At 69.7% G+C, this 23,179-nt stretch carries 23 protein-coding genes and 6 pseudogenes; 12 read left to right on the top strand and 17 right to left on the bottom strand.

The window, feature by feature from the left end; genetic code table 11:
- Positions 1-68: 68 nt before the first annotated feature.
- From ABD794_RS04625 to ABD794_RS04605, 5 genes and pseudogenes are all read left to right on the top strand, one after another.
- A complete protein-coding gene (locus tag ABD794_RS04625; protein WP_344961012.1) occupies positions 69-1,679 on the top strand; it encodes an acyl-CoA carboxylase subunit beta in 1,611 nt (536 codons plus the stop codon).
- A 58-nt stretch (positions 1,680-1,737) separates the two neighbouring features.
- Positions 1,738-1,952 (top strand): annotated as a pseudogene (locus ABD794_RS04620) (acyl-CoA carboxylase epsilon subunit).
- A gap of 82 nt (positions 1,953-2,034) precedes the next feature.
- A complete protein-coding gene (mmpB, locus tag ABD794_RS04615; RefSeq protein ID WP_344024552.1) occupies positions 2,035-2,163 on the top strand; it encodes a morphogenic membrane protein MmpB in 129 nt (42 codons plus the stop codon).
- A gap of 96 nt (positions 2,164-2,259) precedes the next feature.
- Positions 2,260-3,724: pseudogene (locus ABD794_RS04610) on the top strand (peptidoglycan D,D-transpeptidase FtsI family protein).
- 21 nt (positions 3,725-3,745) lie between these two features.
- Positions 3,746-4,355, top strand: a pseudogene (locus tag ABD794_RS04605) (Maf family protein).
- A gap of 27 nt (positions 4,356-4,382) precedes the next feature.
- On the opposite strand, the gene ABD794_RS04600 reads toward ABD794_RS04605, so the two are convergent.
- Together ABD794_RS04600 and ABD794_RS04595 are read right to left on the bottom strand one after the other, a co-directional pair.
- Positions 4,383-4,514 carry a hypothetical protein gene (locus ABD794_RS04600; RefSeq protein ID WP_344961011.1) on the bottom strand — a complete coding sequence of 44 codons (132 nt, stop codon included), beginning with the start codon at positions 4,512-4,514 and terminating at the stop codon, positions 4,383-4,385.
- The gene (locus ABD794_RS04595; protein ID WP_344961010.1) at positions 4,511-4,882 is read right to left on the bottom strand and encodes a hypothetical protein; all 372 of its coding nucleotides are present in this window, start codon (positions 4,880-4,882) and stop codon (positions 4,511-4,513) included. Before ABD794_RS04595 ends, ABD794_RS04600 begins: the two co-directional genes overlap by 4 nt.
- Before the next feature lie 552 nt (positions 4,883-5,434).
- On the opposite strand from ABD794_RS04595, the pseudogene ABD794_RS04590 reads away from it, so the two are divergent.
- Positions 5,435-7,193, top strand: a pseudogene (locus ABD794_RS04590) (acetyl/propionyl/methylcrotonyl-CoA carboxylase subunit alpha).
- 142 nt (positions 7,194-7,335) lie between these two features.
- Positions 7,336-7,890: a TetR/AcrR family transcriptional regulator gene (locus tag ABD794_RS04585; RefSeq protein WP_486389111.1), complete on the top strand. Its 555-nt coding sequence runs from the start codon at positions 7,336-7,338 to the stop codon at positions 7,888-7,890.
- A gap of 15 nt (positions 7,891-7,905) precedes the next feature.
- Here ABD794_RS04585 and ABD794_RS04580 read toward each other — a convergent pair.
- Positions 7,906-8,896 (bottom strand): annotated as a pseudogene (locus ABD794_RS04580) (DeoR/GlpR family DNA-binding transcription regulator).
- A 168-nt stretch (positions 8,897-9,064) separates the two neighbouring features.
- Positions 9,065-10,505: pseudogene (locus ABD794_RS04575) on the bottom strand (NAD(P)H-quinone dehydrogenase).
- A gap of 130 nt (positions 10,506-10,635) precedes the next feature.
- On the opposite strand from ABD794_RS04575, the gene ABD794_RS04570 reads away from it, so the two are divergent.
- The 3 genes from ABD794_RS04570 (at position 10,636) to ABD794_RS04560 (ending at position 13,953) form a co-directional block, all read left to right on the top strand.
- Positions 10,636-11,073 carry a gamma-glutamylcyclotransferase family protein gene (locus tag ABD794_RS04570; protein ID WP_344024564.1) on the top strand — a complete coding sequence of 146 codons (438 nt, stop codon included), beginning with the start codon at positions 10,636-10,638 and terminating at the stop codon, positions 11,071-11,073.
- A 92-nt stretch (positions 11,074-11,165) separates the two neighbouring features.
- Entirely contained in the window at positions 11,166-11,981 is an 816-nt protein-coding gene (locus ABD794_RS04565) for a purine-nucleoside phosphorylase (protein WP_344961008.1), read from the top strand.
- 283 nt (positions 11,982-12,264) lie between these two features.
- Complete coding sequence (locus ABD794_RS04560; RefSeq protein ID WP_344961007.1) at positions 12,265-13,953, top strand: phospho-sugar mutase; 1,689 nt, start codon at positions 12,265-12,267, stop codon at positions 13,951-13,953.
- 68 nt (positions 13,954-14,021) lie between these two features.
- Here the strand turns inward: ABD794_RS04560 and ABD794_RS04555 are convergent, their stop codons facing one another.
- On the bottom strand, positions 14,022-14,273 hold the full coding sequence (locus ABD794_RS04555; protein ID WP_344961006.1) for a type II toxin-antitoxin system RelE family toxin: 252 nt from the start codon (positions 14,271-14,273) through the stop codon (positions 14,022-14,024).
- On the bottom strand, positions 14,270-14,533 hold the full coding sequence (locus tag ABD794_RS04550) for a type II toxin-antitoxin system prevent-host-death family antitoxin (RefSeq protein WP_344961005.1): 264 nt from the start codon (positions 14,531-14,533) through the stop codon (positions 14,270-14,272). The genes ABD794_RS04555 and ABD794_RS04550 overlap by 4 nt, the downstream gene beginning before the upstream one ends.
- 114 nt (positions 14,534-14,647) lie before the next feature.
- On the opposite strand from ABD794_RS04550, the gene ABD794_RS04545 reads away from it, so the two are divergent.
- Positions 14,648-14,785 carry a hypothetical protein gene (locus ABD794_RS04545; protein WP_344961004.1) on the top strand — a complete coding sequence of 46 codons (138 nt, stop codon included), beginning with the start codon at positions 14,648-14,650 and terminating at the stop codon, positions 14,783-14,785.
- 381 nt (positions 14,786-15,166) lie between these two features.
- Here ABD794_RS04545 and ABD794_RS04540 read toward each other — a convergent pair whose 3' ends face one another.
- From ABD794_RS04540 to ABD794_RS04500, 9 genes are all read right to left on the bottom strand, one after another.
- Entirely contained in the window at positions 15,167-15,814 is a 648-nt protein-coding gene (locus ABD794_RS04540; RefSeq protein ID WP_344961003.1) for a hypothetical protein, read from the bottom strand.
- Positions 15,815-15,974: 160 nt separating this feature from the next.
- Positions 15,975-16,583, bottom strand: a complete 609-nt coding sequence (locus ABD794_RS04535; RefSeq protein WP_344961002.1) for a hypothetical protein — start codon at positions 16,581-16,583, stop codon at positions 15,975-15,977.
- Between the two features lie 146 nt (positions 16,584-16,729).
- Positions 16,730-17,212: a hypothetical protein gene (locus ABD794_RS04530; protein WP_344961001.1), complete on the bottom strand. Its 483-nt coding sequence runs from the start codon at positions 17,210-17,212 to the stop codon at positions 16,730-16,732.
- Positions 17,213-17,292: 80 nt separating this feature from the next.
- A complete protein-coding gene (locus ABD794_RS04525) occupies positions 17,293-17,523 on the bottom strand; it encodes a DUF397 domain-containing protein (protein WP_344961000.1) in 231 nt (76 codons plus the stop codon).
- Between the two features lie 37 nt (positions 17,524-17,560).
- Complete coding sequence (locus tag ABD794_RS04520) at positions 17,561-17,851, bottom strand: hypothetical protein (protein WP_344960999.1); 291 nt, start codon at positions 17,849-17,851, stop codon at positions 17,561-17,563.
- A 32-nt stretch (positions 17,852-17,883) separates the two neighbouring features.
- A complete protein-coding gene (locus ABD794_RS04515) occupies positions 17,884-18,714 on the bottom strand; it encodes a helix-turn-helix domain-containing protein (protein WP_344960998.1) in 831 nt (276 codons plus the stop codon).
- Positions 18,711-19,232: a DUF6879 family protein gene (locus ABD794_RS04510; protein ID WP_344960997.1), complete on the bottom strand. Its 522-nt coding sequence runs from the start codon at positions 19,230-19,232 to the stop codon at positions 18,711-18,713. Before ABD794_RS04510 ends, ABD794_RS04515 begins: the two co-directional genes overlap by 4 nt.
- A complete protein-coding gene (locus ABD794_RS04505) occupies positions 19,216-19,422 on the bottom strand; it encodes a hypothetical protein (RefSeq protein ID WP_344960996.1) in 207 nt (68 codons plus the stop codon). Before ABD794_RS04505 ends, ABD794_RS04510 begins: the two co-directional genes overlap by 17 nt.
- Positions 19,423-19,581: 159 nt before the next feature.
- Positions 19,582-20,100 carry a DUF6879 family protein gene (locus ABD794_RS04500; RefSeq protein ID WP_344960995.1) on the bottom strand — a complete coding sequence of 173 codons (519 nt, stop codon included), beginning with the start codon at positions 20,098-20,100 and terminating at the stop codon, positions 19,582-19,584.
- A gap of 317 nt (positions 20,101-20,417) precedes the next feature.
- Between ABD794_RS04500 and ABD794_RS04495 the strand changes: the two genes are divergently transcribed.
- The gene (locus ABD794_RS04495) at positions 20,418-21,245 is read left to right on the top strand and encodes a MarR family transcriptional regulator (RefSeq protein ID WP_344960993.1); all 828 of its coding nucleotides are present in this window, start codon (positions 20,418-20,420) and stop codon (positions 21,243-21,245) included.
- Here ABD794_RS04495 and ABD794_RS04490 read toward each other — a convergent pair.
- Together ABD794_RS04490 and ABD794_RS04485 are read right to left on the bottom strand one after the other, a co-directional pair.
- Complete coding sequence (locus tag ABD794_RS04490) at positions 21,242-22,321, bottom strand: hypothetical protein (protein ID WP_344960992.1); 1,080 nt, start codon at positions 22,319-22,321, stop codon at positions 21,242-21,244. The genes ABD794_RS04495 and ABD794_RS04490 overlap by 4 nt on opposite strands.
- Before the next feature lie 250 nt (positions 22,322-22,571).
- A complete protein-coding gene (locus ABD794_RS04485) occupies positions 22,572-23,108 on the bottom strand; it encodes a hypothetical protein (protein WP_344960991.1) in 537 nt (178 codons plus the stop codon).
- Positions 23,109-23,179: the final 71 nt, after the last annotated feature.

Genomic DNA, 23,179 nt, shown 5'->3' with positions numbered 1-23,179 from the left:
CGACCCGGTAGCCCCCAGGCGGGACCCGGTCCACCGACCGTCCCAGGACGAGCAGGAGCCGCAGCCCGATGTCCGAGCCAGCCACCGCCCCCGGCTCCGAGGGAGCCGACATCCACACGACCGCGGGCAAACTCGCGGACCTCCGGCGCAGGATCGACGAGGCGACGCACGCCGGTTCGGCCCGGGCGGTGGAGAAGCAGCACGCCAAGGGCAAGTTGACGGCCCGTGAGCGGATCGGACTGCTGCTGGACGAGGACTCGTTCGTCGAGCTCGACGAGTTCGCCCGGCACCGTTCGACCAGCTTCGGCATGGAGAAGAACCGCCCGTACGGGGACGGCGTCGTCACCGGCTACGGCACGGTCGACGGCCGCACGGTGGCCGTGTTCTCGCAGGACTTCACCGTGCTCGGCGGATCCCTGGGCGAGGTCTTCGGCCAGAAGATCATGAAGGTGATGGACTTCGCGCTGAAGACGGGCTGCCCGGTCGTCGGCATCAACGACTCCGGCGGCGCCCGCATCCAGGAGGGCGTGATGGCCCTCGGGATGTACGGCGAGATCTTCCGCCGCAACACCCATGCCTCCGGCGTGATTCCGCAGATCTCGCTGGTCGTCGGCCCCTGCGCGGGCGGCGCGGTCTACTCGCCCGCGATCACCGACTTCACGGTGATGGTGGACCGGACCTCGCACATGTTCATCACCGGCCCGGACGTCATCAAGACGGTCACCGGCGAGGACGTCGGCTTCGAGGAGCTCGGCGGGGCGCGCACCCACAACGCGACCTCCGGCGTCGCCCACCACATGGCGGGGGACGAGAAGGAGGCGATCGAGTACGTCAAGGCGCTGCTGTCCTACCTGCCGTCCAACAACCTCTCCGAGCCGCCGGCCTACCCCGAGGAGGCCGACCTGGAGGTCTCGGACGCCGACCTCGAACTGGACGTCCTCATCCCGGACTCGGCGAACCAGCCGTACGACATGCACACGGCCATCGAGCACGTGCTGGACGACGGCGAGTTCCTGGAGACCCAGGCCCTGTTCGCGCCGAACATGCTCACCGGCTTCGGCCGCGTCGAGGGCCGCCCGGTGGGCGTCGTCGCCAACCAGCCGATGCAGTTCGCCGGTTGCCTGGACATCGACGCCAGTGAGAAGGCCGCCCGTTTCGTGCGCACCTGCGACGCCTTCAACGTCCCGGTGCTGACCTTCGTCGACGTCCCCGGCTTCCTGCCGGGCGTGGACCAGGAGTACGGCGGCATCATCCGGCGCGGCGCCAAGCTGATCTACGCGTACGCGGAGGCCACGGTCCCGCTGATCACGGTGATCACCCGCAAGGCGTTCGGCGGCGCCTACGACGTCATGGGCTCCAAGCACCTCGGCGCGGACCTCAACCTGGCCTGGCCGACCGCCCAGATCGCGGTCATGGGCGCGCAGGGCGCGGTCAACGTCCTGCACCGCCGGGCGCTGGCGGCGGCCACCTCGGACGAGGAGCGCGAGGAGCTGCGCGCACAGCTGATCACGGACTACGAGGACGCGCTGCTCAACCCGTACACGGCGGCCGAGCGCGGCTACGTGGACGCGGTGGTCCTGCCGTCGGAGACCCGCCGCCACGTCGTCCGCGGGCTGCGGGCGCTGCGGGACAAGCGCGAGGCGCTGCCGCCGAAGAAGCACGGGAACATTCCGCTGTAGCGATCGGTCATGACAGAGGGGGCCGGTGACAGCGCACAGCGCGGAGAGGGAGCAGCTGGTGATCAAGGTCGTACGCGGCAACCCCCACGCCCGAGGAGCTGGCCGCCGCGCTGGCGGTGGTGCAGGCGCGCGCCGCCGCGCGCGCGTCCGCCGCCGCGCCCGGGGACGAGGCCGTGCGCCCGGAGTGGGCCAGCCCGGCCCGGCGGGCCCGCAACGCGCGGGCGCAGGCACCGGGCCCGCGGGCCTGGCGCACGTCCCTACTGGCCGGCCTGACGGCCGACGGGAGAGCCGTGTCACACCGAGCCTGAGTACCCGTACTCAGGCCGTGTCGCCCTGCCCGGCGGACCATGGGGGCGTGCTCTGGTCCGACCCGTCCGACAAACCCCCCGACGAGCTGCGCGAGGCCCAGGCCATGCTCCGGCGGGCGGGCCTGGTGCTCGCCGTCGGCATGGTCCTGCTGTTCCTGGTCCTGGGCATCCCCTGATGGCACAGGTAGCTCACAGGTTCCCTCCCGCCGCAACCGCACCTGTCCGCTTTCGCATCTTCCCCGGTGAATTGCCGCGAACCGGGGAGTTATGTCATGAACAAGCCCGTGCGACGTGTGGCGCTCTTCAGCGGACTGCTGGTGCTGTCGCTGCTGATCAGGAGCACGTGGTTGCAGTTTGCCCAGGCGGACGAGCTCGCCAACAACGAACACAACCGCAGAGTGAAGATCAACACCTATGCGCAGCCGCGCGGCGACATCGTCGTCGGCGGCAACCCGGTCACGGGCTCCGCACCCACCACGGGCGGCGATCTGAAGTACAAGCGCACGTACAAGAACGGGCCGATGTACGCCCCGGTCACCGGCTACACCTCGCAGATCTACGGCAGCAACCAGCTGGAGTACGTCTACAACAAGTTCCTCACCGGCACCGACGACAAGCTCTTCCTCCAGCGCACCACCGACATGCTCAGCGGGAAGAAGCCCCAGGGCGGCGACGTGGTCACCACCATCGACCCGAAGGCCCAGAAGGCCGCCTACGAGGGGCTCGCCAAGTACAAGGGCGCGGCGGTCGCGATCGACCCCTCCACGGGCAGGATCCTCGCCCTGGCCTCGACGCCCTCCTACGACCCCTCGGTCTTCTCCGGGGAGGGCTCCAAGGACCAGAAGGCCTGGGAAAAGCTGGAGAAGGACAAGGACAAGCCGCTCTCCAACCGGGCGATCAAGGAGCTCTACCCCTCCGGCTCCACCTTCAAGATCCTCACCGCCGCGGCCGCCATCGACCACGGCCTCTACACGGACATCAACGCCCCCACGGACTCCCCGTACCCGTGGAACCTGCCCGACACCGTGACCCCGATGAAGAACGAGAACGAGAGCGCGCCCTGCCGCAACGCCTCGCTCAAGGTCGCGATGCAGTACTCCTGCAACAACGTCTTCGCCAAGATCGCCGCCGAGCTGGGCCAGGACAAGATGCGCGAGACCGCGGAGAAGTTCGGCTTCGACAAGGACGTCTTCATGCCCGTCTCGGTCGTCAAGAGCATCTACCCGACCAAGCTCAACCGCCCGCAGACCGCGCTCACCGGCATCGGCCAGGGCGACCTGCGGGCCACCCCGTTTCCAGATCGCCATGATGACCGCCGCCATCGCCAACGACGGCAAGCTGATGAAGCCGACCCTGGTGGACAAGCTGCGCGGCCCGGACCTGTCCACCGTCGAGCAGACCAAGCCCGAGACCATGGACCAGGCCGTCTCCCCCGAGACCGCGAAGAAGCTCCAGGAGATGATGGAGTTCACGGCCAAGGAGGGCACCGGCAAGGCGGCGCTGATCGACGGCACCACCGTCGGCGCCAAGACCGGCACCGCACAGCACGGCGTGAACAACGACAAGATCCCGTACGCCTGGTTCGTCTCCTACGCCAAGCAGGCCGACGGCTCCCCGGTCGCGGTCGCGGTCTTCATCGACCCGGAGGGCTCGGGCGTCGACCGCGACGACGTGTCCGGCGGCGGGCTCGCGGGACCGATCGCGAAGAAGATCATGGAAGCGGTCATCAAGAAGTGAGCGTCGCCTAGTCTGGCCCCCATGACCGCAACGCCTGCCCGCCGCCTCGTCCTCGCCTCCCAGTCCCCGGCCCGCCTCGGCCTGCTGCGCCAGGCCGGGCTCGCGCCGGAAGTGATCGTGAGCGGGGTGGACGAGGACGCGCTCACCGCCGCGGACCCGGCGGCGCTGGCGCTGGTGCTGGCCGAGGCGAAGGCCGCGGCGGTGGCCGCCCGGCCGGAGGCGGCGGGCGCGCTGGTCGTCGGCTGCGACTCGGTGCTGGAGCTGGACGGGCGGGCGCTGGGCAAGCCGGCGGACGCCGAGGACGCCACGGCCCGCTGGAAGTCCATGCGGGGCCGTTCCGGGGTGCTGCGGACCGGCCACTGTGTGATCGACACGGCGACCGGGGGCCCGCACCTCCGCGACGGCCTCGACCACGGTCCGCTTCGGTGAGCCGACCGATGCCGAGATCGCCGCCTATGTGGCCTCCGGCGAACCGCTGTACGTCGCCGGGGCCTTCACGCTGGACGGCCGTTCCGCCCCCTTTGTCGAGGGCATCGACGGCGATCCGGGAAACGTGATCGGCCTGTCGCTGCCCCTGCTCCGCAGGCTGCTGGCGGAGCAGGGGATCGCGATCACCGATCTGTGGGCGTGACGCCCGAACCGCGGGTGTGCGCGGTGGTCAGAGGGGCAGCTGGCTGGCGACCTGGCCGACCTGCTTCAGCTGGCTGAGCTGGTTCACCTGCTTGAGCTTGCCGAGCTCGTTGACGGCGTCCGGGTAGAGGCTGGTGGGCGGCGACGAGGGCGGGGTCATCGCCTTCGGCGGGGGTCATGCCCTTGGGCGGGGTCGCCCCCTTGGGGGCGGCGGTCACCGGAGCCGCGCCCTTCGCGGCGGGAGCCGCACCCTTCGCGGGAGTCCCGCCCTTCGCCGCGGGGGTCCCGCCCTTCCCCGACGTCCCGCCCTTCGCGGGGGTCCCGCCCTTCGCGCCGGGGGCCGCGCTCTTCGCCGGGGCGGCCGCCGCCGGGGCGCCGGCCTCGGGCGGGGCGGTGGACGTCCCCGGCGCTCGCCGTGGGCGACTTCGGCTGCGGCAGGGGCAGGGGCGCCGCGGACGCGGTGGCGCCGGAGGACATGGAGAGGGCGGCCCCGGCCAGGGCGACAACTGCTGCGATGCGCTTGATCATGACTTCTTCAACGATGTCATGGCATATCGGTCACCCCTCCCCACCAACTCCGGGAATCCCGCCCTCCCCTGGAACACCCCGTGGAACACCCCGGGATTCGCACGGACTTCGGGCCACGCCGGTATGCGTGCGAATGACCGCACCCCGGACGCCACACCCGTACTCCCGCGCCACGACGCCCAGTTGACATACTCGCCGCGCTCATCACCCCCACGGGAGCCCCGTTCACCACCCACCCGCCCCATACCAGCCAGTAACCGGCTCCCCTGCGCGTCCGTCCCGTCACGCGCTGCCGCAAACTTTCCTTCACCCATTCGTAGGGTCTCCACAAAGATTCCGCCCACCCACCCCTCGAAGATCGCCGAGGACCTTGGCCACACCTACGCTCCGGCGGCACCCGAGCAGGGGCGGCGTACCGTGGGAGAGCAGGGAATTTCGCTCTGCGCTGGTCACGCGCCTAACGCTCCGTGTGGGCAAGGTCACCCTGGACGTCGGGTCGGCATGGAGTGTCGCCAGTACCTAAACTCACCTTGTTTCAAGGAGGGAGCCATCGTGCGCAAGGTGCTCATCGCCAATCGTGGCGAAATCGCTGTCCGCGTTGCTCGTGCGTGCCGGGACGCCGGGATCGCAAGCGTGGCGGTCTACGCGGACCCGGACCGGGACGCCGTGCATGTCCGGGTGGCCGATGAGGCGTATGCGCTGGGCGGTGACACTCCTGCTACCAGCTACCTCGACATGGCCAAGGTGCTTGCCGCCGCGGCCGAGTCCGGGGCCGACGCGGTCCACCCCGGTTACGGCTTCCTCTCCGAGAACGCCGAGTTCGCGCAGGCCGTCATCGACGCCGGGCTGACCTGGATCGGCCCGCCGCCGCAGGCCATCCGCGACCTGGGCGACAAGGTGGCGGCCCGTCACATCGCCCAGCGGGCCGGTGCCCCGCTGGTGGCCGGCACCGCCGACCCCGTCTCCGGGGCCGACGAGGTCGTCGCCTTCGCCGAGGAGCACGGCCTGCCGATCGCCATCAAGGCCGCCTTCGGCGGCGGCGGGCGCGGCCTGAAGGTCGCCCGCACCCTCGACGAGGTGCCCCGAGCTCTACGACTCCGCCGTCCGCGAGGCCGTCGCCGCCTTCGGCCGCGGCGAGTGCTTCGTCGAGCGCTACCTCGACCGCCCCCGGCACGTCGAGACCCAGTGCCTGGCGGACAAGCACGGCAACGTCGTGGTGGTCTCCACCCGCGACTGCTCCCTCCAGCGCCGCCACCAGAAGCTCGTCGAGGAGGCCCCCGCGCCGTTCCTGAGCGACGAGCAGAACGCCGAGCTGTACCGCGCCTCCAAGGCCATCCTGCGCGAGGCCGGCTACGAGGGCGCCGGCACCTGCGAGTTCCTCGTCGGCCAGGACGGCACGATCTCCTTCCTGGAGGTCAACACCCGCCTCCAGGTGGAGCACCCGGTCACCGAGGAGGTCACCGGCCTCGACCTGGTCCGCGAGATGTTCCGCATCGCCGACGGCGAGGAGCTCGGCTACGACGACCCTGCGGTGCGCGGTCACTCCTTCGAGTTCCGCATCAACGGCGAGGACCCGGGCCGCAACTTCCTGCCCGCCCCCCGGCACCGTCACCCGCTTCGACGCGCCCACCGGCCCGGGCGTCCGCCTGGACGCCGGCGTCGAGTCGGGCTCGGTCATCGGCCCGGCCTGGGGACTCCCTCCTCGCCAAGCTGATCGTCACCGGCGCCACCCGCGAGCAGGCCCTCCAGCGCGCCGCCCGCGCGCTGGGCGAGTTCCGCGTCGAGGGCATGGCCACGGCCATCCCCTTCCACCGCGCCGTGGTCACCGACCCCGCCTTCACCTCCGACCCGTTCCACGTCCCACACCCGCTGGATCGAGACGGAGTTCACCAACACCATCGAGCCCTTCGCGGGCGCCGTGGCGGAGGACGACGAGGAGGCACCCGGCCGCGAGACGGTCGTCGTCGAGGTCGGCGGCAAGCGCCTCGAGGTCTCCCTGCCGTCCTCCCTCGGCATGACCATCGCCCGCACGGCCGCGGCCGGCGGGGCCCGCCCCAAGCGCCGCGCGGCGAAGAAGACCGCCTCGGCCGCCTCCGGCGACGCGCTGACCTCGCCGATGCAGGGCACGATCGTCAAGGTCGCGGTCGAGGAGGGCCAGCAGGTGGAGGCCGGCGAGCTCATCGTCGTCCTGGAGGCCATGAAGATGGAGCAGCCGCTGAACGCGCACCGCTCCGGCACGGTCAAGGGCATCACCGCCGAGATCGGCGCCTCCGTCTCCTCCGGCGCCGTCATCTGCGAGATCAAGGACTGACGTCCGCACATCACGCCTCTCGGGCCCCGGCCGACCACGGCCGGGGCCCGTGGCGTTGATGGCATCCTTGAACGGGGAGCGAGCGGGAGGACACAGTCCCATGACGACGGATCTGACGGCTACGGCACGGCCCCCGCGGCCGATGCGCGCGGACGCGCGGCGCAACTACGAGCGGCTGCTCACCGAGGCCCGCACCGCCTTCACCGAGCACGGCACGGACGCCTCGCTGGAGGACATCGCCCGCCGCGCCGGCGTCGGCATCGGCACGCTCTACCGGCACTTCCCGCACCGCACGGCGCTGATGTGCGCGGTCTTCCAGGGCGAGGTGGACGGCCTGCTGACCCGCTCCCGCGAACTCCTCGCCGCCGAGGAGCCCTGCCGGGCCCTGGTCGACTGGCTCCGGGCCGTCATCACCCACGCCGCGACCTACCGGGGCCTGTCCAGGGCCCTGATGGCGGCCCAGAGCGACGAGGCGTCCGCCCTGGCCCGGTGCAACGTCCCGATGCGCGAGGCGGGCAGCACGCTGCTGGCCCGCGCCCAGCGGGCGGGCGCGGTCCGCGCGGACGTGGACATCACCGACCTGATGCAGCTGACGAACGCGATCGCCCTGTCGGTGGAAGAGGCACCGGGCGACCCGGAGTTGGGGGACCGCCTGCTGCGGCTGACGCTGGAGGGCATCAAGCCGCGGCACGCGTGACCCATGGGACTCCCGCTATCTCCTCCGCGGCGCCAGATCCGCCACCCGGGCCGTGGCCTGCGCCCCGTCCAGCGGCACCGCCCCCCGCAGCTGCCCCCCCGGCGGAGGCCCGCCGCGCTCCGGCCCGGGGTAGCGCCCGTCGACCGGCGGATGCCCCCGCCGCTGCCCCGGCAGCGGGGCCACGTCCCGCCGCCGCGGCGGCGACACCGGCTCCGCGTGGGCGGCGGCCCCCCCGACCCCCGGGCCCGACCCCGCGCCGGGCCCCGCGACCGAGATGTGCACGCCCTGATCGGCGAGCGCCTGCAACTCGGTGGCCGCACGGTCGTCATGCCCCGGCGGCTCATCCGTCACCAGTCTCGTAATGACATCGGTCGGCACCGTCTGGAACATGGTGTCGGTGCCCAGCTTCGTATGGTCCGCGAGGACCACGACCTCGGCCGCGGCCTGCACCAGGGCCCGGTCCACGCTCGCGGAGAGCATGTTGGGACGTGGAGAGCCCGCGCTCGGCGGTCAGGCCGCTCCCCGGACAGGAACGCCCGCGACACCCGCAGCCCCTGGAGCGACTGCTCGGCACCGCTATGCCGACCAGCGCGTAGTTGGAACCCCGGAGGGTGCCGCCGGTCATCACGACCTCGACGCGGTTGGCATGGGCCAACGCCTGGGCGACGAGCAGGGAGTTGGTCACCACGGTGAGCCCCGGCACGCGCGCGAGCCGGCGGGCCAGCTCCTGCGTGGTCGTACCGGCGCCCACGACGACGGCTTCGCCCTCCTCGACGAAGCTCGCCGCGAGATCGGCGATGGCCGTCTTCTCCGCGGTCGCTAGATGGGATTTCTGCGGGAAGCCGGACTCCCTGGTGAAACCACCCGGCAGCACCGCACCGCCGTGCCGGCGGTCGAGCAGTCCTTCCGCTTCGAGGGCCCGCACGTCACGCCGTACGGTCACTTCGGAGGTCTGGACGACGCGGGCGAGCTCACGGAGCGAAACCGCCCCGTTGGCGCGCACCATTTCGAGGATCAATTGACGACGTTCTGCAGCGAACACGAAACCGACAGTAACGCCAACGACCATCTGTTTTCAGCAGGTTGCTTCAATTAACGGAAGTTGTTCGCTGCGCAACCCAAGAAGTGGTATAGGGAACCGGAAGGAGAGCCACCCCATCCGGTCCCCCACGCCTCAACTCTCCCTCTGCGCCTTCCTGGTGTGCAGCTGTCGCGCCACCTCGGCGACAGACCCGGACAAGGAGGGGTACACCGTGAACGCGTTCGCGATCTGTTCGACGGTCAGATTGTTGTCGACCGCGATCGAGATCGGATGAATCAGCTCACTGGCCCGCGGCGCGACGACGACGCCGCCCACCACGATGCCGGTCCCGGGCCGACAGAACATCTTTACGAATCCGTCCCGGATTCCCTGCATCTTCGCGCGGGGATTACGCAGCAACGGCAGCTTGACGACGCGTGCGTCAATCAGCCCCTTGTCCACGTCCGCCTGGGAATACCCGACCGTGGCAATCTCCGGATCCGTAAACACGTTCGCGGATACAGCCTTGAGATTGAGCGGCGCGACCGCGTCGCCCAGGAAGTGGTACATCGCGATCCGCCCCTGCATGGCGGCGACGGACGCCAACGCGAGCACACCGGTGCAGTCACCGGCGGCGTACACACCCGGAGCGCTCGTACGCGACACCTTGTCGGTCCAGATGTGCCCCGACTCGGTCAGCCGGACCCCGGACTCCTCCAGCCCGATGCCCTCCGTGTTCGGAATGGACCCGACCGCCATCAAACAATGCGTACCACTGATGACCCGCCCATCCGCCAAGGTCACCTCCACCCGCTCACCGACCCGCTTCGCCGCGGCAGCCCGCGAGCGCGACATCACGTTCATCCCGCGCCGCCGGAAGACGTCCTCCAGCACCGCGGCCGCATCCGGGTCCTCACCCGGCAGCACGCGATCACGCGACGAGACCAGCGTCACCTCGGACCCCAGCGCCTGGTAGGCGCCGGCGAACTCGGCACCGGTGACACCCGAGCCCACCACGATGAGCTCTTCGGGCAGCGCGTCCAGGTCGTAGACCTGCGTCCAGTTCAGGATCCGCTCGCCATCGGGCTGCGCATCGGGGATCTCCCGGGGGTGCGCACCCGTGGCCACCAGCACCGCGTCCGCGACGAGCGTCTCCTCGACCCCGTCGGCCATCCGCACGACCACCTTGCGCGTACCGTCACCGGCCCGCTCGGGATCCAGCCGCCCCCGCCCCCGCAGCACCCGCCCACCAGCACGCGTGACCGACGCCGTGATGTCATGCGACTGCGCCAGCGCCAGCCGCTTGACCCGCCGGTTGACCTTCCCCAGGTCCACCCCGATGACGGTGCCGTCGTCCTGCACACCGTCCTCGACGGTGATGCCCAGCTCCTCGTACGACGAGTCGAAGGACGTCATCACCTCAGCCGTCGCTATGAGCGTCTTCGAGGGCACGCAGTCGGTCAGCACCGACGCCCCCGCCCAGACCGTCGCAGTCGACGACGGTCACCTCCGCACCGAGCTGCGCGGCGACGAGCGCCGCCTCATAGCCGCCGGGTCCGCCACCGATGATCACGATCCGAGTCACGTACTCCATTGTCCCGCACCCATCAAAGCGACTCCTCTCGGGTCCTCCCCCACTCCGCCCGGCGCACGTCGCGCCCCGCACTCCCTTCGAGCCTGCCATCCCAAATGCGGTCCCGCCTCACTCCCGTACCCTCAGAACCATGTCGCTCTACGCCGCGTACGCCGGCAACCTCGATGCGCGGCTGATGACGCGCCGCGCCCCCCACTCGCCGCTGCGCGGCACGGGCTGGCTCGCCGACTGGCGCCTGACCTTCGGCGGGGAGCAGATGGGCTGGGAGGGCGCCCTGGCCACCGTGGTGGAGGAACCCCACTCACAGGTCTTCGTGGCCCTCTACGACATCGCCCCGATGGACGAGGAATCCATGGACCGCTGGGAAGGCGTCGGCCTGGGCATCTACCGCCGCCTCCGCGTACGCGTCCACACCCTGGACGGCGAGGAAACAGCCTGGACCTACGTCCTGAACGGCTACGAAGGCGGCCTCCCCTCCGCCCGCTACCTGGGCGAGGTCGCCGACGCGGCCGAATCCGCCGGCGCCCCCCACGACTACGTCATGGAACTCCGCAAGCGCCCCTGTTAGAGCCCACTCGTCACAACACACGAGACGATCGCCGCAGGACCGTAACCTGCGACATCTACGCGCGTAGGCGAAGCTCGGATACCCTCGTCCGCGTGAACGCATCAGTTACCCCCCAGGCCGACCCGTACGCCGCAGCGGACGCCGCCGCAGCGCGCCTCCGCGAGCTCACCGGCGCCGAGACCCACGACGTCGCCCTGGTGATGGGCTCCGGCTGGCTCCCCGCCACCGAGGCGCTCGGCACTCCCGAGGCCGAGTTCCCCGTCACCGAGCTCCCCGGCTTCTCCGCGGCCGCCGTCGCGGGCCACGCGGGCACCGTCCGCTCGTACAAGGTCAACGACAAGCGCGCGCTGGTCTTCCTCGGCCGTACGCACTACTACGAGGGCCGCGGCGTCGCCGCCGTCGTCCACGGCGTGCGCAGCGCCGTCGCCGCCGGCTGCAAGACCGTCGTCCTGACCAACGGCTGCGGCGGTCTCCGCGACGGCATGCGCCCCGGCCAGCCGGTACTGATCAGCGACCACCTCAACCTCACGGCGACCTCGCCGATCGTCGGCGCCAACTTCGTCGACCTCACCGACCTGTACTCGCAGCGTCTCCGCACCCTCTGCCAGGAAGTGGACCCCACCCTGGAGGAGGGCGTCTACGCCCAGTTCCCCGGCCCGCACTACGAGACCCCGGCCGAGGTCCGCATGGCCCGCACCCTGGGCGCGGACCTGGTCGGCATGTCCACCACCCTCGAGGCGATCGCCGCCCGTGAGGCCGGCGCCGAGGTCCTGGGCATCTCCCTGGTCACCAACCTCGCCGCGGGCATGACCGGCGAGCCCCTCAACCACGAAGAGGTCCTCCAGGCCGGCCGCGACTCGGCCGTCCAGATGGGCACCCTCCTCGCCCAGGTGCTCCCGCGCCTGTAAGAAGCACCCCCAAGGCGCGCGCCCGGCTCCCACGCCCGACGCGCGCCTTCGGCACGTCCGCCCGCCCACACGCCCGGCAGACGGCATACGGCGGAAGGGGGCGGGGCGGGACGGGGTCTGGAGAGGGCGTAAAGCGTTATTTGCGGCCAAGGACACGGCACTAATCCCACGGACCCGCACGGCCGTAAATAATGCAGCCCCGGAAGACCCCGTCCCGCCCCGCCCCGCCCCCGACCCACCACCGACCCGCACCGCACCCCCAGACAACCTCCGGAGGAAACCCGTGGAGCAGGAGCGAGACCTCCTCGCCCGAGCCCGGACCTGGCTCGCCGAGGACCCCGACCCCGAGACCCGCGCAGAGCTCGCCGCCCTCATCGACGCGGAGAACCTGCCCGAACTCAAGGCCCGCTTCGCCGGCACCCTCCAGTTCGGCACCGCCGGCCTCCGCGGCGAGATCGGCGCCGGCCCGATGCGCATGAACCGCACGGTCGTCATCCGCGCCGCGGCAGGCCTGGCCGCCTACCTCAACAAGCAGGGCCACGCGGGCGGCACCGTCGTCATCGGCTACGACGCCCGCCACAAGAGCGCCGACTTCGCCCGCGACACCGCCGCGGTCATGGTCGGCGCCGGCCTCAAGGCGGCGCTCCTCCCCCGCCCCCTGCCCACCCCCGTCCTCGCCTTCGCGATCCGCCACCTCGGCGCCGTCGCCGGCGTCGAGGTCACGGCCAGCCACAACCCGCCCCGGGACAACGGCTACAAGGTCTACCTGGGCGACGGCTCCCAGATCGTGCCCCCCGCCGACGCCGGCATCGCCGCCGAGATCGCCGCGATCGAGTCCCTCAACGACGTCCCCCGCCCGAACGCCGGCTGGGAAACCCTCCGCGACGGCGTCCTCGACGCCTACCTGGAGCGCACCGACGCCGTCCTGACCGGCGGCTCGGCCCGCGACATCGGCGTCGTCTACACGCCCATGCACGGCGTCGGCCGCACCGTCCTCACCGCCGCCTTCGAGCGCGCCGGCTTCCCGGCCCCGCTCGTCGTCGCCGAACAGGCCGACCCGGACCCGGACTTCCCGACCGTCGCCTTCCCCAACCCCGAAGAGCCCGGCGCGATGGACCTCTCCTTCGCCACGGCCCGCGACGCGGCCGCCCGCGGCGAGGCGCCGGACATCATCATCGCCAACGACCCGGACGCCGACCGCTGCGCCGTGGCGGTCCCCGACCCCGACTCGGTCGAGGGCTGGCGCATGCTCCGCGGCGACGAGGTGGGCGCCCTCCTCGCCGAGCACCTCGTCCACAAGAACGCGGCCGGCACCTTCGCCACCACCATCGTCTCCTCCTCCCTCCTCTCCCGCATCGCCGCCGCGAGCACCGGCACCCCCTACGAGGAGACCCTCACCGGCTTCAAGTGGCTGGCCCGTGTGGGCGGCCTGCGCTACGCCTACGAGGAGGCGCTGGGCTACTGCGTCGACCCCGAGGGCGTCCGCGACAAGGACGGCATCACCGCCGCCCTGCTGATCGCCGAACTGGCCGCGGAGCTCAAGGAGAAGGGCCGCACTTTGACGGACCTCCTCGACGACCTGGCCGTGGAGCACGGCCTCCACGCCACCGACCAGCTCTCGGTCCGCGTCGAGGACCTCTCCCTGATCGCCGCGGCCATGCGCCGCCTGCGCGAGCAGCCCCCGACGACCCTCGCAGGGCTGCAGGTCACCACCGCGGACGACCTCTCCAAGGGCTCGGAGTCCCTCCCGCCCACGGACGGCCTCCGCTACCACCTCTCCGGCGACGAGGCGGGCACCGTCTCCGCCGCCCGCGTCATCGTCCGCCCCAGCGGCACCGAGCCCAAGCTCAAGTGCTACCTGGAGGTCGTCGTCCCGGTCGCCTCGGCCGCGGCCCTGACCGACGCCCGCGCCCATGCGGCGGAGGTCCTGGCCTCGGTCAAGACGGACCTGGCCCGGGCCGCGGGGATCTGACCCGAGGCATGGACGAGGCCCCGGCTCCGGCCGGGGCCTCGCGCATGTTCCGGTGGCCCCGACACCCTTCAGGCGCCGGTACGCCCGATGTGCTCGATGTGAACGGTCTTCGCGTCCATGTCGATCCGGTACAGGACCCGCCAGCCTCCATGCCGAAGACGACGGTGATCAGTACCCCAAGGACGGGACTCCTGCGGACGCGGGTCATCAACAAGGCGGTCCGTAGCCCGAAGGAGCGCGTCAACGCTCCCGGTGTCGTCCTTGAGATGACCGGCGGCAGCATTGAGAGCCGTGGGCTCCCACTGGACCTGCCAGGTCACGTACCCCTCCCGGCTGCCTCGAGCAGGGCGCGCCGCGCTTCGTCATGCGGGACGGAAGCTTCGGTACGGCCGAGGGCACGGTCGCGCTCCAGCCGGGCGAGCGCGAGGGCGTCCTCGAGGTCTTCGAGCTCGGCAGGGGAGATGAGGACCGCCGCGGGAACCCCCCGGTCGGTCAGGGTGATGTGCTCGTGCTGAGCGGCGCGGCGGACAAGGTCACCGAGTCTGCCCCGCGCTTCGGCAATGGGAAACGTAGTGGACATACACCTACAGTACAGTTCACTACATCTCGCTGTCCGCCCTTCCTGCAGCGAGCCCCCGCTTTCCCCCGAGGCCGACATCATGGGTGCATGACGGAGTCGACGCAGGACATCGCAGTGGCACGTGGGCTCCGGGGCCGGATCCTGGACGAGTACCTTGCGGACTACGAGAAACGCTGCGGTACACCCTCCGAGCAGATCGAGGCAGAAGCTCGGCAGATCCTCGACGAGGCGCTCGCGGAGGACACGTCGTGATCGGCAGAAGGCGTTGACCGACCTCTGAGAGGCCGACGAGACGGTCGATGACATCGCGTACGAGTGCGAGATGAGACCGGAACAAGTGGAGTTGATCTGCTGGGCCATGGTGACCTTGTCGCCTGGGTCTTCCTCCTGGACCGGGAGATCCAGCCGGTGAGAGACCTCGGCGCCGTGCTCTGCCACCTCGACAACCAGCAGCTCGGCAGCATGGAGATGGTCGCGGCTCCACGCCCACCGGGAGGCGATGCACAGGGCCGCCGCCCGCGGCGGGCCCGCGGCCTACACCGTTCGGCAGGACCGGATCGAGCGAACCCGGCCCTGACGAGTCCGGAACGGGAGGCCTCGGCTGCACAAGGCCTCCCGCCTCCTCCGTAAGCCTCAACGAACCGGATCGGCCAACAGGTTGGTGATCAGCTTGCGCAACCGCCCCTCGGCGACCGGCAACACGCCGTGCACGAGCTGCGCACCGTAAACGATCGCAGTCCCGGCCGGCGGCGCACTGGTCCAGCGGGTACGCGGAACGGCCCGCAACTCGGCAAGCGCAGCGGCCGGCGCATCATGCGAGATATCCCGGGCGAACCGCGTACCGGGCACGAACCCGCTCCCCGCCCCGGCGAAGCGATCGGTCCACAGCGCCTCGGAGGCGGAGGTGTCGACGAAGAACTCCCCGCCGCGCTCGGCCTCCTGGAGGTGGAAGGCCACCCGGGCGACCCGCTGCCGCCGCGCCCGGGGCTCGTCCACACCGTGGAGGTGCGGCTCGATGCCTGCCCCCGGCCCGAAGTCGTGGTAGTCCCACGGCGTGGGCCCGGCGACGGACGGGAACACCCGCCGGATGGACGGCAGGGCGCGCTCGACGGCGGCGTTCAGGATCTCCTGGACGTCCTCGGGCGCCCGCACACCTTCCTCGGGACGTGCGGGGATCCGTCCCGTCACGGCGAGGTACTCGTCCAGCATCTTGATCACCTGGACGGTCTCGTCGGGGGCGAGGAACCCCTCGACGGTGTGGACGGCCAGTGTCTCGGTCATGTGAATCACGCGGTGACTCCCACCTCTCGCAGTGGTCGGCGTGGAGCGCTCCGTTCGTGCGCATTCCAGTCCCGCGCCCCGGGAAGGCGCAAGCGCCGGGCCGCACTTTGGCGTGTTCACTCGCCCATCACCGTCGGTCGCGCCCCGGACTTCGCCCGGCCTACCGCTGCTCCGGCATCTCCAGCGCCTGCGCCAGCGCCGCACCGAGACCGGCGGCCTGCCCGGGCGCGTACCGCCCGGCCCACGTACGCATCAGCCGCAGGACGTCACCCAACTCCCGCTCCACATCGGCCAGCAGTCGACGAAGCTCGGCGACCGGCAGCTCGATCAACGGACTGCCGTCCTGCTCGCAGTCCACGGTCAACCGGACGATGTCACCGAGCCGTTCGGCAAGCGGCCAGGGATCGTGCCCGAACCCGGCCGTGCCGCCGCCGTCCACGACGTCGAACCACGTCCGCCATTCCTCCAGCCCTTCGCAGCAGCCGGGCCGGAAGGTGACTCCGGTAACCGTGTCGGTGACACGCAGCCCGCCGAGCGCGACCGGGACCTCCGCCGTGAGGAGCCCGTGCAGGAAGACCCCGAGGGGTTCGGCGGGTTCCGGCCCCTCGCCCGCACCGGCGTTGCAGTGGGCGACCGACATCACGGCCGTGCCGACCTCGGCGGAGGTAAGCCCGCCACCGAGGGGAAGGAACGCATACGGTTCGGCCCCGGCGACCGGCCAGAGGGCGAAGCCGTCGTCGGGCATGTGCACCTCCAACACGGCCTGCATCGCGACCACTTGTGCACTCGCCCTTCCTTATCCGTCCGGCCCCGCACATACTCACAGGAGCGGCACGGATTCCTCAACCGCGATTCGCTGGTATCGACGAAGGGCACGCCTCGATTCACCGGACTTCCTGCCGGATGCCGAGCAGGTCATCGTGCCGACGATTCCCCGGCGGGGCAGGGCAGTTCGACGGAAACACGGTTCGGTGAACAGGCCACCACGGCCAAGCTGAGGAACTGCGGTCGTGCCAGGTAGTAGCCGACGGATACGTCCTGGCCCCCGGCCAGGGTGTGAGTGATGTACGCGACCCTCCGTTCGCACCGGACGCGGTCCCGATCGGCAGGTGATGCGAGACGCGGAGCGTACTCGGCCAGTCGGTCAACCACCCAATCCGCGGCGCACTTTGGGTGATCCCAAGTGCCTCGGATCAGCTTGGCCGGCTTGATCAGCCAGTACGCCGTTTCGAGGGGCGGAACACCCGTCACCGGCCATTCGGCCACGGCTTCCCGGTAGCGTTCCAGAACCTCTGGCGGGCTGGTAACTGTCGGTTCGACCGTCGAAGGCGGGCGGCGGAGACGCTCCTTGTCGAAGTCGGCTTTGTCGCCCACCCATTGATAACCGTGAAAGTGCACGGGCTTCCATTCCTGTGCGCGACCAAGACGGCTCCCGGTCTTCCGGGGAACAGAAGACCGGGAGCCGCCGTTCCAAGGGGTCAGGCCGAAAGGCCGAAGCGCGCCGGATCGATGCCGGCCGCGTCCAGCTCGGCCGTGGTGAACCGCAGAGGTTCAGCGTCCGGGCGCTTGCTGTCGCCCATGGCCCAGGCGTCGTCGCCGATCCGTGCGAGCGTTACGCAGGCCTCCCCGTCGGGGTGCGTGTTGCCCCCGCAGGCCCGGGAGAACCGGACGCCGTCGACGACGAGCCCGTACAGGTCCATTCCACTCATGGATATGCCTTCCTGAGCGCCGGAAGAACACCGATCGTCAGTCGCCGCCGTATTTCAGCTGTTCCCTCGTGCGCTTCTCGGAGTGTGCGTAGATGAGGGCATCGACCAGCTTCCGAGCCGTGGCCAAGGGAACAGTGCCCAGATACACATACGGCTCGCCGGACAGAGACGCCCGGCCCTGCAACTGCGGCCAGGAATCCCGGTCCCCCACCCTGATGCCCATCTCCGCCAGCACCCGATCCAGCATGAAGGCCATGTCATCGGCACGCTTCTTGCCTGCCACGAAGGCATCGGACGGCTGCGCGACTGCTTCGGTGTCCGTTGTCACCTGCATATCGTGATGCCACTGCAGGCCAGCCGCTAGCAGGTTTCCTGTTCACTCAAGAACTCGTCACGGAGGCTCACCACAAAGCTACGCATTCCTTCGCCGTAGACGGCCACATCCTCGAAGGCCGCGAATTTGGAAACGTACAGCTCCACGTCCCGCAGCTCACTTGTGGTGATCTCCGCGTGCGGGACTTCAACGATGACGAGACGGGCGTCGAACACCACGAAGGAAGACGTAGGGAGTGTGGGCATCATCCCCGACAACGGGACGATGCCGATGGCGATATTCGGCATCCTTGACATGGTGACGAGCTTGTCCAACTGGGCTGCCATCATCGGGGGTGGGACGATCCGCCAACGCAGCACCGACTCAGTGATCAGGAAGTGGAAGCTGCGCTCTCTGTCGTAGAGCACTCCCTGTCTCCGAAGACGGGCACCAAGCATCTTCTCCAGCGCGTCCTCAGTGAGATCTCGGTTGCGGAGCACACCCCGCACGTACTCCGGCGTTTGGAGCAGTCCAGGGACACACGACGGCTGGAACAGCCTCATCAAATGAGTCTGCGCCTCAACAGCTCCGATGGCGTCTTGATGTTTGTGAAGACCTGAGCGGTGATAGATCCGCCACGCAGTGGCCTCCGTCGCAACCTGCCGTGCGACCTCGGTCAGCTGGCCCTTGACTTCATCGGAGACTTCCAGAGCCGTGAGCACCCGCTCGACATCGATAACACTAGGAGGCAGGGCTCCGTTCTCAATCTTACTCAGCTTGCTCGGGGACATGGCGGCGCTGCGGGCGACCACCTTGGCCTGCTTTCCACTGGCCAATCGTAGTTCCCGCAGCGCCTTTCCCAAGTCCGTCGGGTTCACTCCGCGCCGAACCGCTCCCACCATTCTTGGAGCGGAACGGAGTTGGCGAGAGCGACGTCCCTGTACTCGATCCACCGCGACACGTCGGAGCGCGACTCCGCATCGTGAAACTTTCCGTTCTCCCCATAGTTCATGGAGACAACAGAGGATTCATCGAACATCCAGAAGTCGGGAACGCCGGCCAAGGGGTTGGGCCGCTCAGTTGTGTCGAGGATGAAGAACTCCTCGCCCGCCTCGGCGTTCTTGGCGTAGCCCCAGCCGAGTTCGAACCGGAGGTAGTCCGTCAGCGGTCGGGACAGGATGTGCACGCGGTACATGCGCTTGCCTGCCTGAGCGTTGGCGCGCACATCGTCGACCCACTCCTGGTTGTAGTTCGGAGGCTGCGGTTCACCGGCCATGAAGGCCCGCAGATAGGCCGGATTCGAGGATCCGCTGTAGTCGTCCAAGGTCTCCAGCCTGAATGCCTCCCTCTGGAAGTCCGTGAAATGCTTCTCGAACTCTTCACGCGAGATGTTCACGAGCCAGCCTCCGAAGCAGCTCCATGGGAATTCGCACAGCCGTCTCGTCTGCGGGGAGCTGCATGGTCTCCAGTGTTACCGGGTCCTCCACCTTGAGACCCTGGACTATCGCGTCGTCCGTCCCGTCAACAGCGAAGACCTGCGGACAAGTCCCATTCTCGCACTCGCCGACAAGCAGTGTCAGTGCCACGCTGCGCCCCCTGCTCCACAGTCTGCGGTTGTGTCCAGTCCGATGCTCCCGAAACCGTGACTCACGGGTCAAGACTCGGCAGTTGAGAGAACAGGAAACCGATGGGAGCCGCCGAGGCGCACACCGTTCGCAGCCCAACCATGAGGCTGGAAGGCCGCGTCACGCCGAATCCTTCACGTACTGCGCAAACGGAACGGATGCCGAGACAGCGATCCGCCTCCACCTCCGGCAAGGCTTCGGGTCCCCGTTGAAGAGAACCCGCCCGATCTGCGTGCCGTCGGTACGGTAGTTCAGGTGGACGACCGTCGAATCGTCGAACAGCCACCAGTCGCGGCCGCCGAGTGGAAGCCCATAGTCGTCGCCGGTGACATCGAGGACACGGATGTCTTCCCCGGCACCCACGTTGCCCGGGATGCTCCAAGCGAACTGATACCGCTGGTAGTCCGTGAGCGGCCGCCGCACGACTCGGACCCGTCCGACGCTCTTGCCCTCCGCGCGGTACCCCTGAACTCTTGTGTGCCAGGCCGAGTTGTGGTCAGCCGGCTTCGGCTCTCCTCGGAGGAACCGGTCCACACTCATCGCTTCTCTGGGCATGGTGTACGTGGGCTGCGCCTCGAAACGCCAGGCATCGTGCTGAAACGAGTCGAACACCTCTCGCCACTCACCGTCCGACAGCATGGGCAGCCTCCTTCACAACGTGCCCAAGAACGTACCTCGCCGTTTCAGGGGCGGGACAGACATATGCCGCGCCGCCTCACGCTCCACCGGATCCCGGAGAACCGCGCCCCGGTTACCCCCAACTCCCCTTTAAAGAACCGGAGGAAGAACCCTTCCCAACCCCTCCCCCTCCCCTCTCACCCCATCGGGTGACACGGTGGCAAGCGCCGGGAACGGCGCGGTACGGTCGCGCCAACAACCGCAAACGAAGACGGCCCCCGCCGGGACGGGCAATCCCGGGCGAGGGCCTGATCATCAAGGAAGAAGAGACCTTCCCCATGACTGTCGCGCAGTCTAGCGCGCCCGCGCGCGCCGGCGTCGTGCACATCCGACACCGCCACACCTCCCACTTCGTCGTCATCGGCAACCACCTCGCCCAGCACCCCCACCTCTCCCTGGTGGCGCGGGGGTTGGCCGTCTACGTGCAGTCGCTCCCCGACGGCGTCACCATCGGCATCAAGGACCTCACCCGTCGCTTCAAAGAGGGCGCGGACACCGTCTCCGCCGCCCTGCGCGAGCTGGAGAAGGCCGGATACCTGGAGCGGGAGCGCGTACGCACCGACCGAGGGAGGGTTGTCACCGTCACCCGGTGGCACGAGTGCCCGCAGGCTGCCACGCGTCATGTTGCCGAGCCCCGCCTCGCCCCCGTACCGGCGGCGCCCGAACCCGAGCCGGTTCAAGAACCGGCTCAAGCCCCGGTCCAGGACCGCGAGCCCGAGCCCCCGCTCGCGCCCCTCGACCAGCCCGCCGCCGACATCCTCGCCGCGCTCCGCCGCCTCGACCCCCGGCTGACACTCTCCTCGAAGGACGTACGCCGCCTCGCCCCCGCCGTCCGCGCCTGGCTCGACCGTGACATCGGCGCCCGGCAGATCGTCCGCACCCTGACCACCGACCTGCCCACCGGCCGCATCCCCTGGCCCGCCCGCCTCCTCAACTACCGCCTCACCAACTGGCTACCGCCCCAACTCCCCACCACACCCCTCGAACCACAACCCGAGGCAGCACCCCGTCCCCACCCCCTCCAGAACTGCAACGGCTGTGAACGCGCCTTCCGTTCACCCGCCCCCGGCCTCTGCCGGGACTGCAGAGAGGCAGCAGTTGCTTAGGGGACGGAGAGTTGCCACGGATAGGACGTGTGGAGCTCACCGGGGCCGTACGTGAGATCCAGCCGCGAGGGCTTCGTCTCCGCTGTGAACACATACTCCAGCCGCGTCGACTCGCCCTCCAACACCTTTGCATCCTGACCGGAATTGAGCGCTGCCGGGTAGCCCGTGAGCCGTCTGACGCCCGGGTTCTCCCCTGCGTGGCTTCCCATGTCGTAGCTGCGCAGTTCCACCGGAGCACCGCTGTGGTTCGTGACGGTGACGGGCACCCGGTAGGTGTGCGCTGCCGTCGCATCGCCGCCTGCCATGTCCTCCTTGGCCAGGCTGATCGGCCGGACGGGGCCGATGGTGACCTGAACGCCGTCGTCGTAGGTGACGGTCCCTTCCCGGGCCGGGGACTTGCCGGCGGCTGCCGCGCCCGTGCGATCGCGTGCGGTGACCCCGCCGTCGCGCCGGTAGCGTACGCAACCGCCGTCGGTCGACAGAACGGGCTTGCCGGTGTACCAGTCGATGCCGATGGCGATGACGACGCCGTGGTCGTCGGTGGTCCGGATGCCCGGCCACTGCGGTATCGGGTGTTGGGGGTTCAGGGTCTCCGGTGCCGACGTGTCCTCGGTCTTCCAGCCGCGGCGCTGCCATTCGGCCCGGAGCCTGCCCAGGTCGGTCAGGTAGTCGGCCTTGCCGGAGTACTGGAGCTTCCATTTGTAGTGGGGCTGCTCCCTGCGCACACCGTCACGGTCGAACCCCAGATCGTCGACGCATGAGGTGCTGCCTTCCTCCTGCATCCAGCTCGCGTCACCGGCGCCCGGCCGCAGGCCGCCGACGGCCTGCCTTCCGGCTTCCCGGGTCTTGATGTCCCGCATGCGGTAGTCCGCCGCGGACCGCACCGGGCCGCCCCCGAGGTTCTCGAAGAAGTCGGAGACCGCGGAACACGCCCAGAAGATCGCCCCGACGGCGGCCAGGCAGAGGAGCCAACGCCGCACCACCACCTTGCGGCTCACCCCTGTGGTCGGGGTGTCCACGGAAGCGGCGGCGGGTTCCTGGGGCGGGTTGATCTCCATGGGACGATCCCACGTCATGGGGTCGGCTCGCCGACAGAGATGACGTGCTCAATCCGAGCTGAGTAGGGATACCCATGGAGCGTGCGAGTCGGGTAGGCACGAACTGGCCGACCGGTCACGCCGTCGGACGGTGTACTCGTCGTGCGGCATCCTCTGAAGCTTCAGGGCCGTTGCCACACGCCTCCGGCTCCGCTCATGACTCGCCGATCCCTAACAGGCCACGTTGACCTGGTAGGACCGCTGGCCGGAGTCGATGTCCTGACTCCCGTCAGTCCAGTACGGGCCGTTCTGGTGGAACGTCATGGTGACGTCGTACGTGCCGCAGGCGCTGAGGGCTGCGGGTGAGCCGCCGCCGGGCCGAACCGTTGGCGGACCCTTGTGTGACGGGGTTGGGGGTGGCGTAGTTTCCCGACTTGCCACCAGTGCTCACCGAGCCGCTGGCGTACCACTTGGCGGGGTAGCTCGACGACGCGTTGTACCAGGAACTGCCCCAGTAGTACTGGACGTTGCGGTTGTTCACGATCACTTGGTTCCCACCGGAACCGAAGCGCAGGCACACCTGAACCTCGGCGTAGGTGTACTGCCCTCCGCCGTAGAGGGACTCGGTCGCGCCGCAGTAGTCGCCCGCCGGGACGGCGGCGGCTCGCTGTTGTGCAGCGGTGGCGGGGGTGGCGAGGGCGGACCCGGACAGTGCCAGCAGGGTGGCGCCGAGGCCGGCCGCGATTCTCCGGGATCGTTGCCCGTACACGGTGGGAGGGGATACGGAGTGGGTGGGCGCCGGATTGGTGCGTCGTGAAAGCTGCATGAGCCGCCTCCTGGATCGCGCTACCGCCCTTTGTTGCGGGGTGCGTTCAGGACAGCAGGGGCATCCATCGC

The organism is Streptomyces thioluteus, from assembly GCF_039535865.1.
Note: the sequence above shows the minus strand (reverse complement) of the source record. Positions and strands in the feature narration are given on the sequence as shown.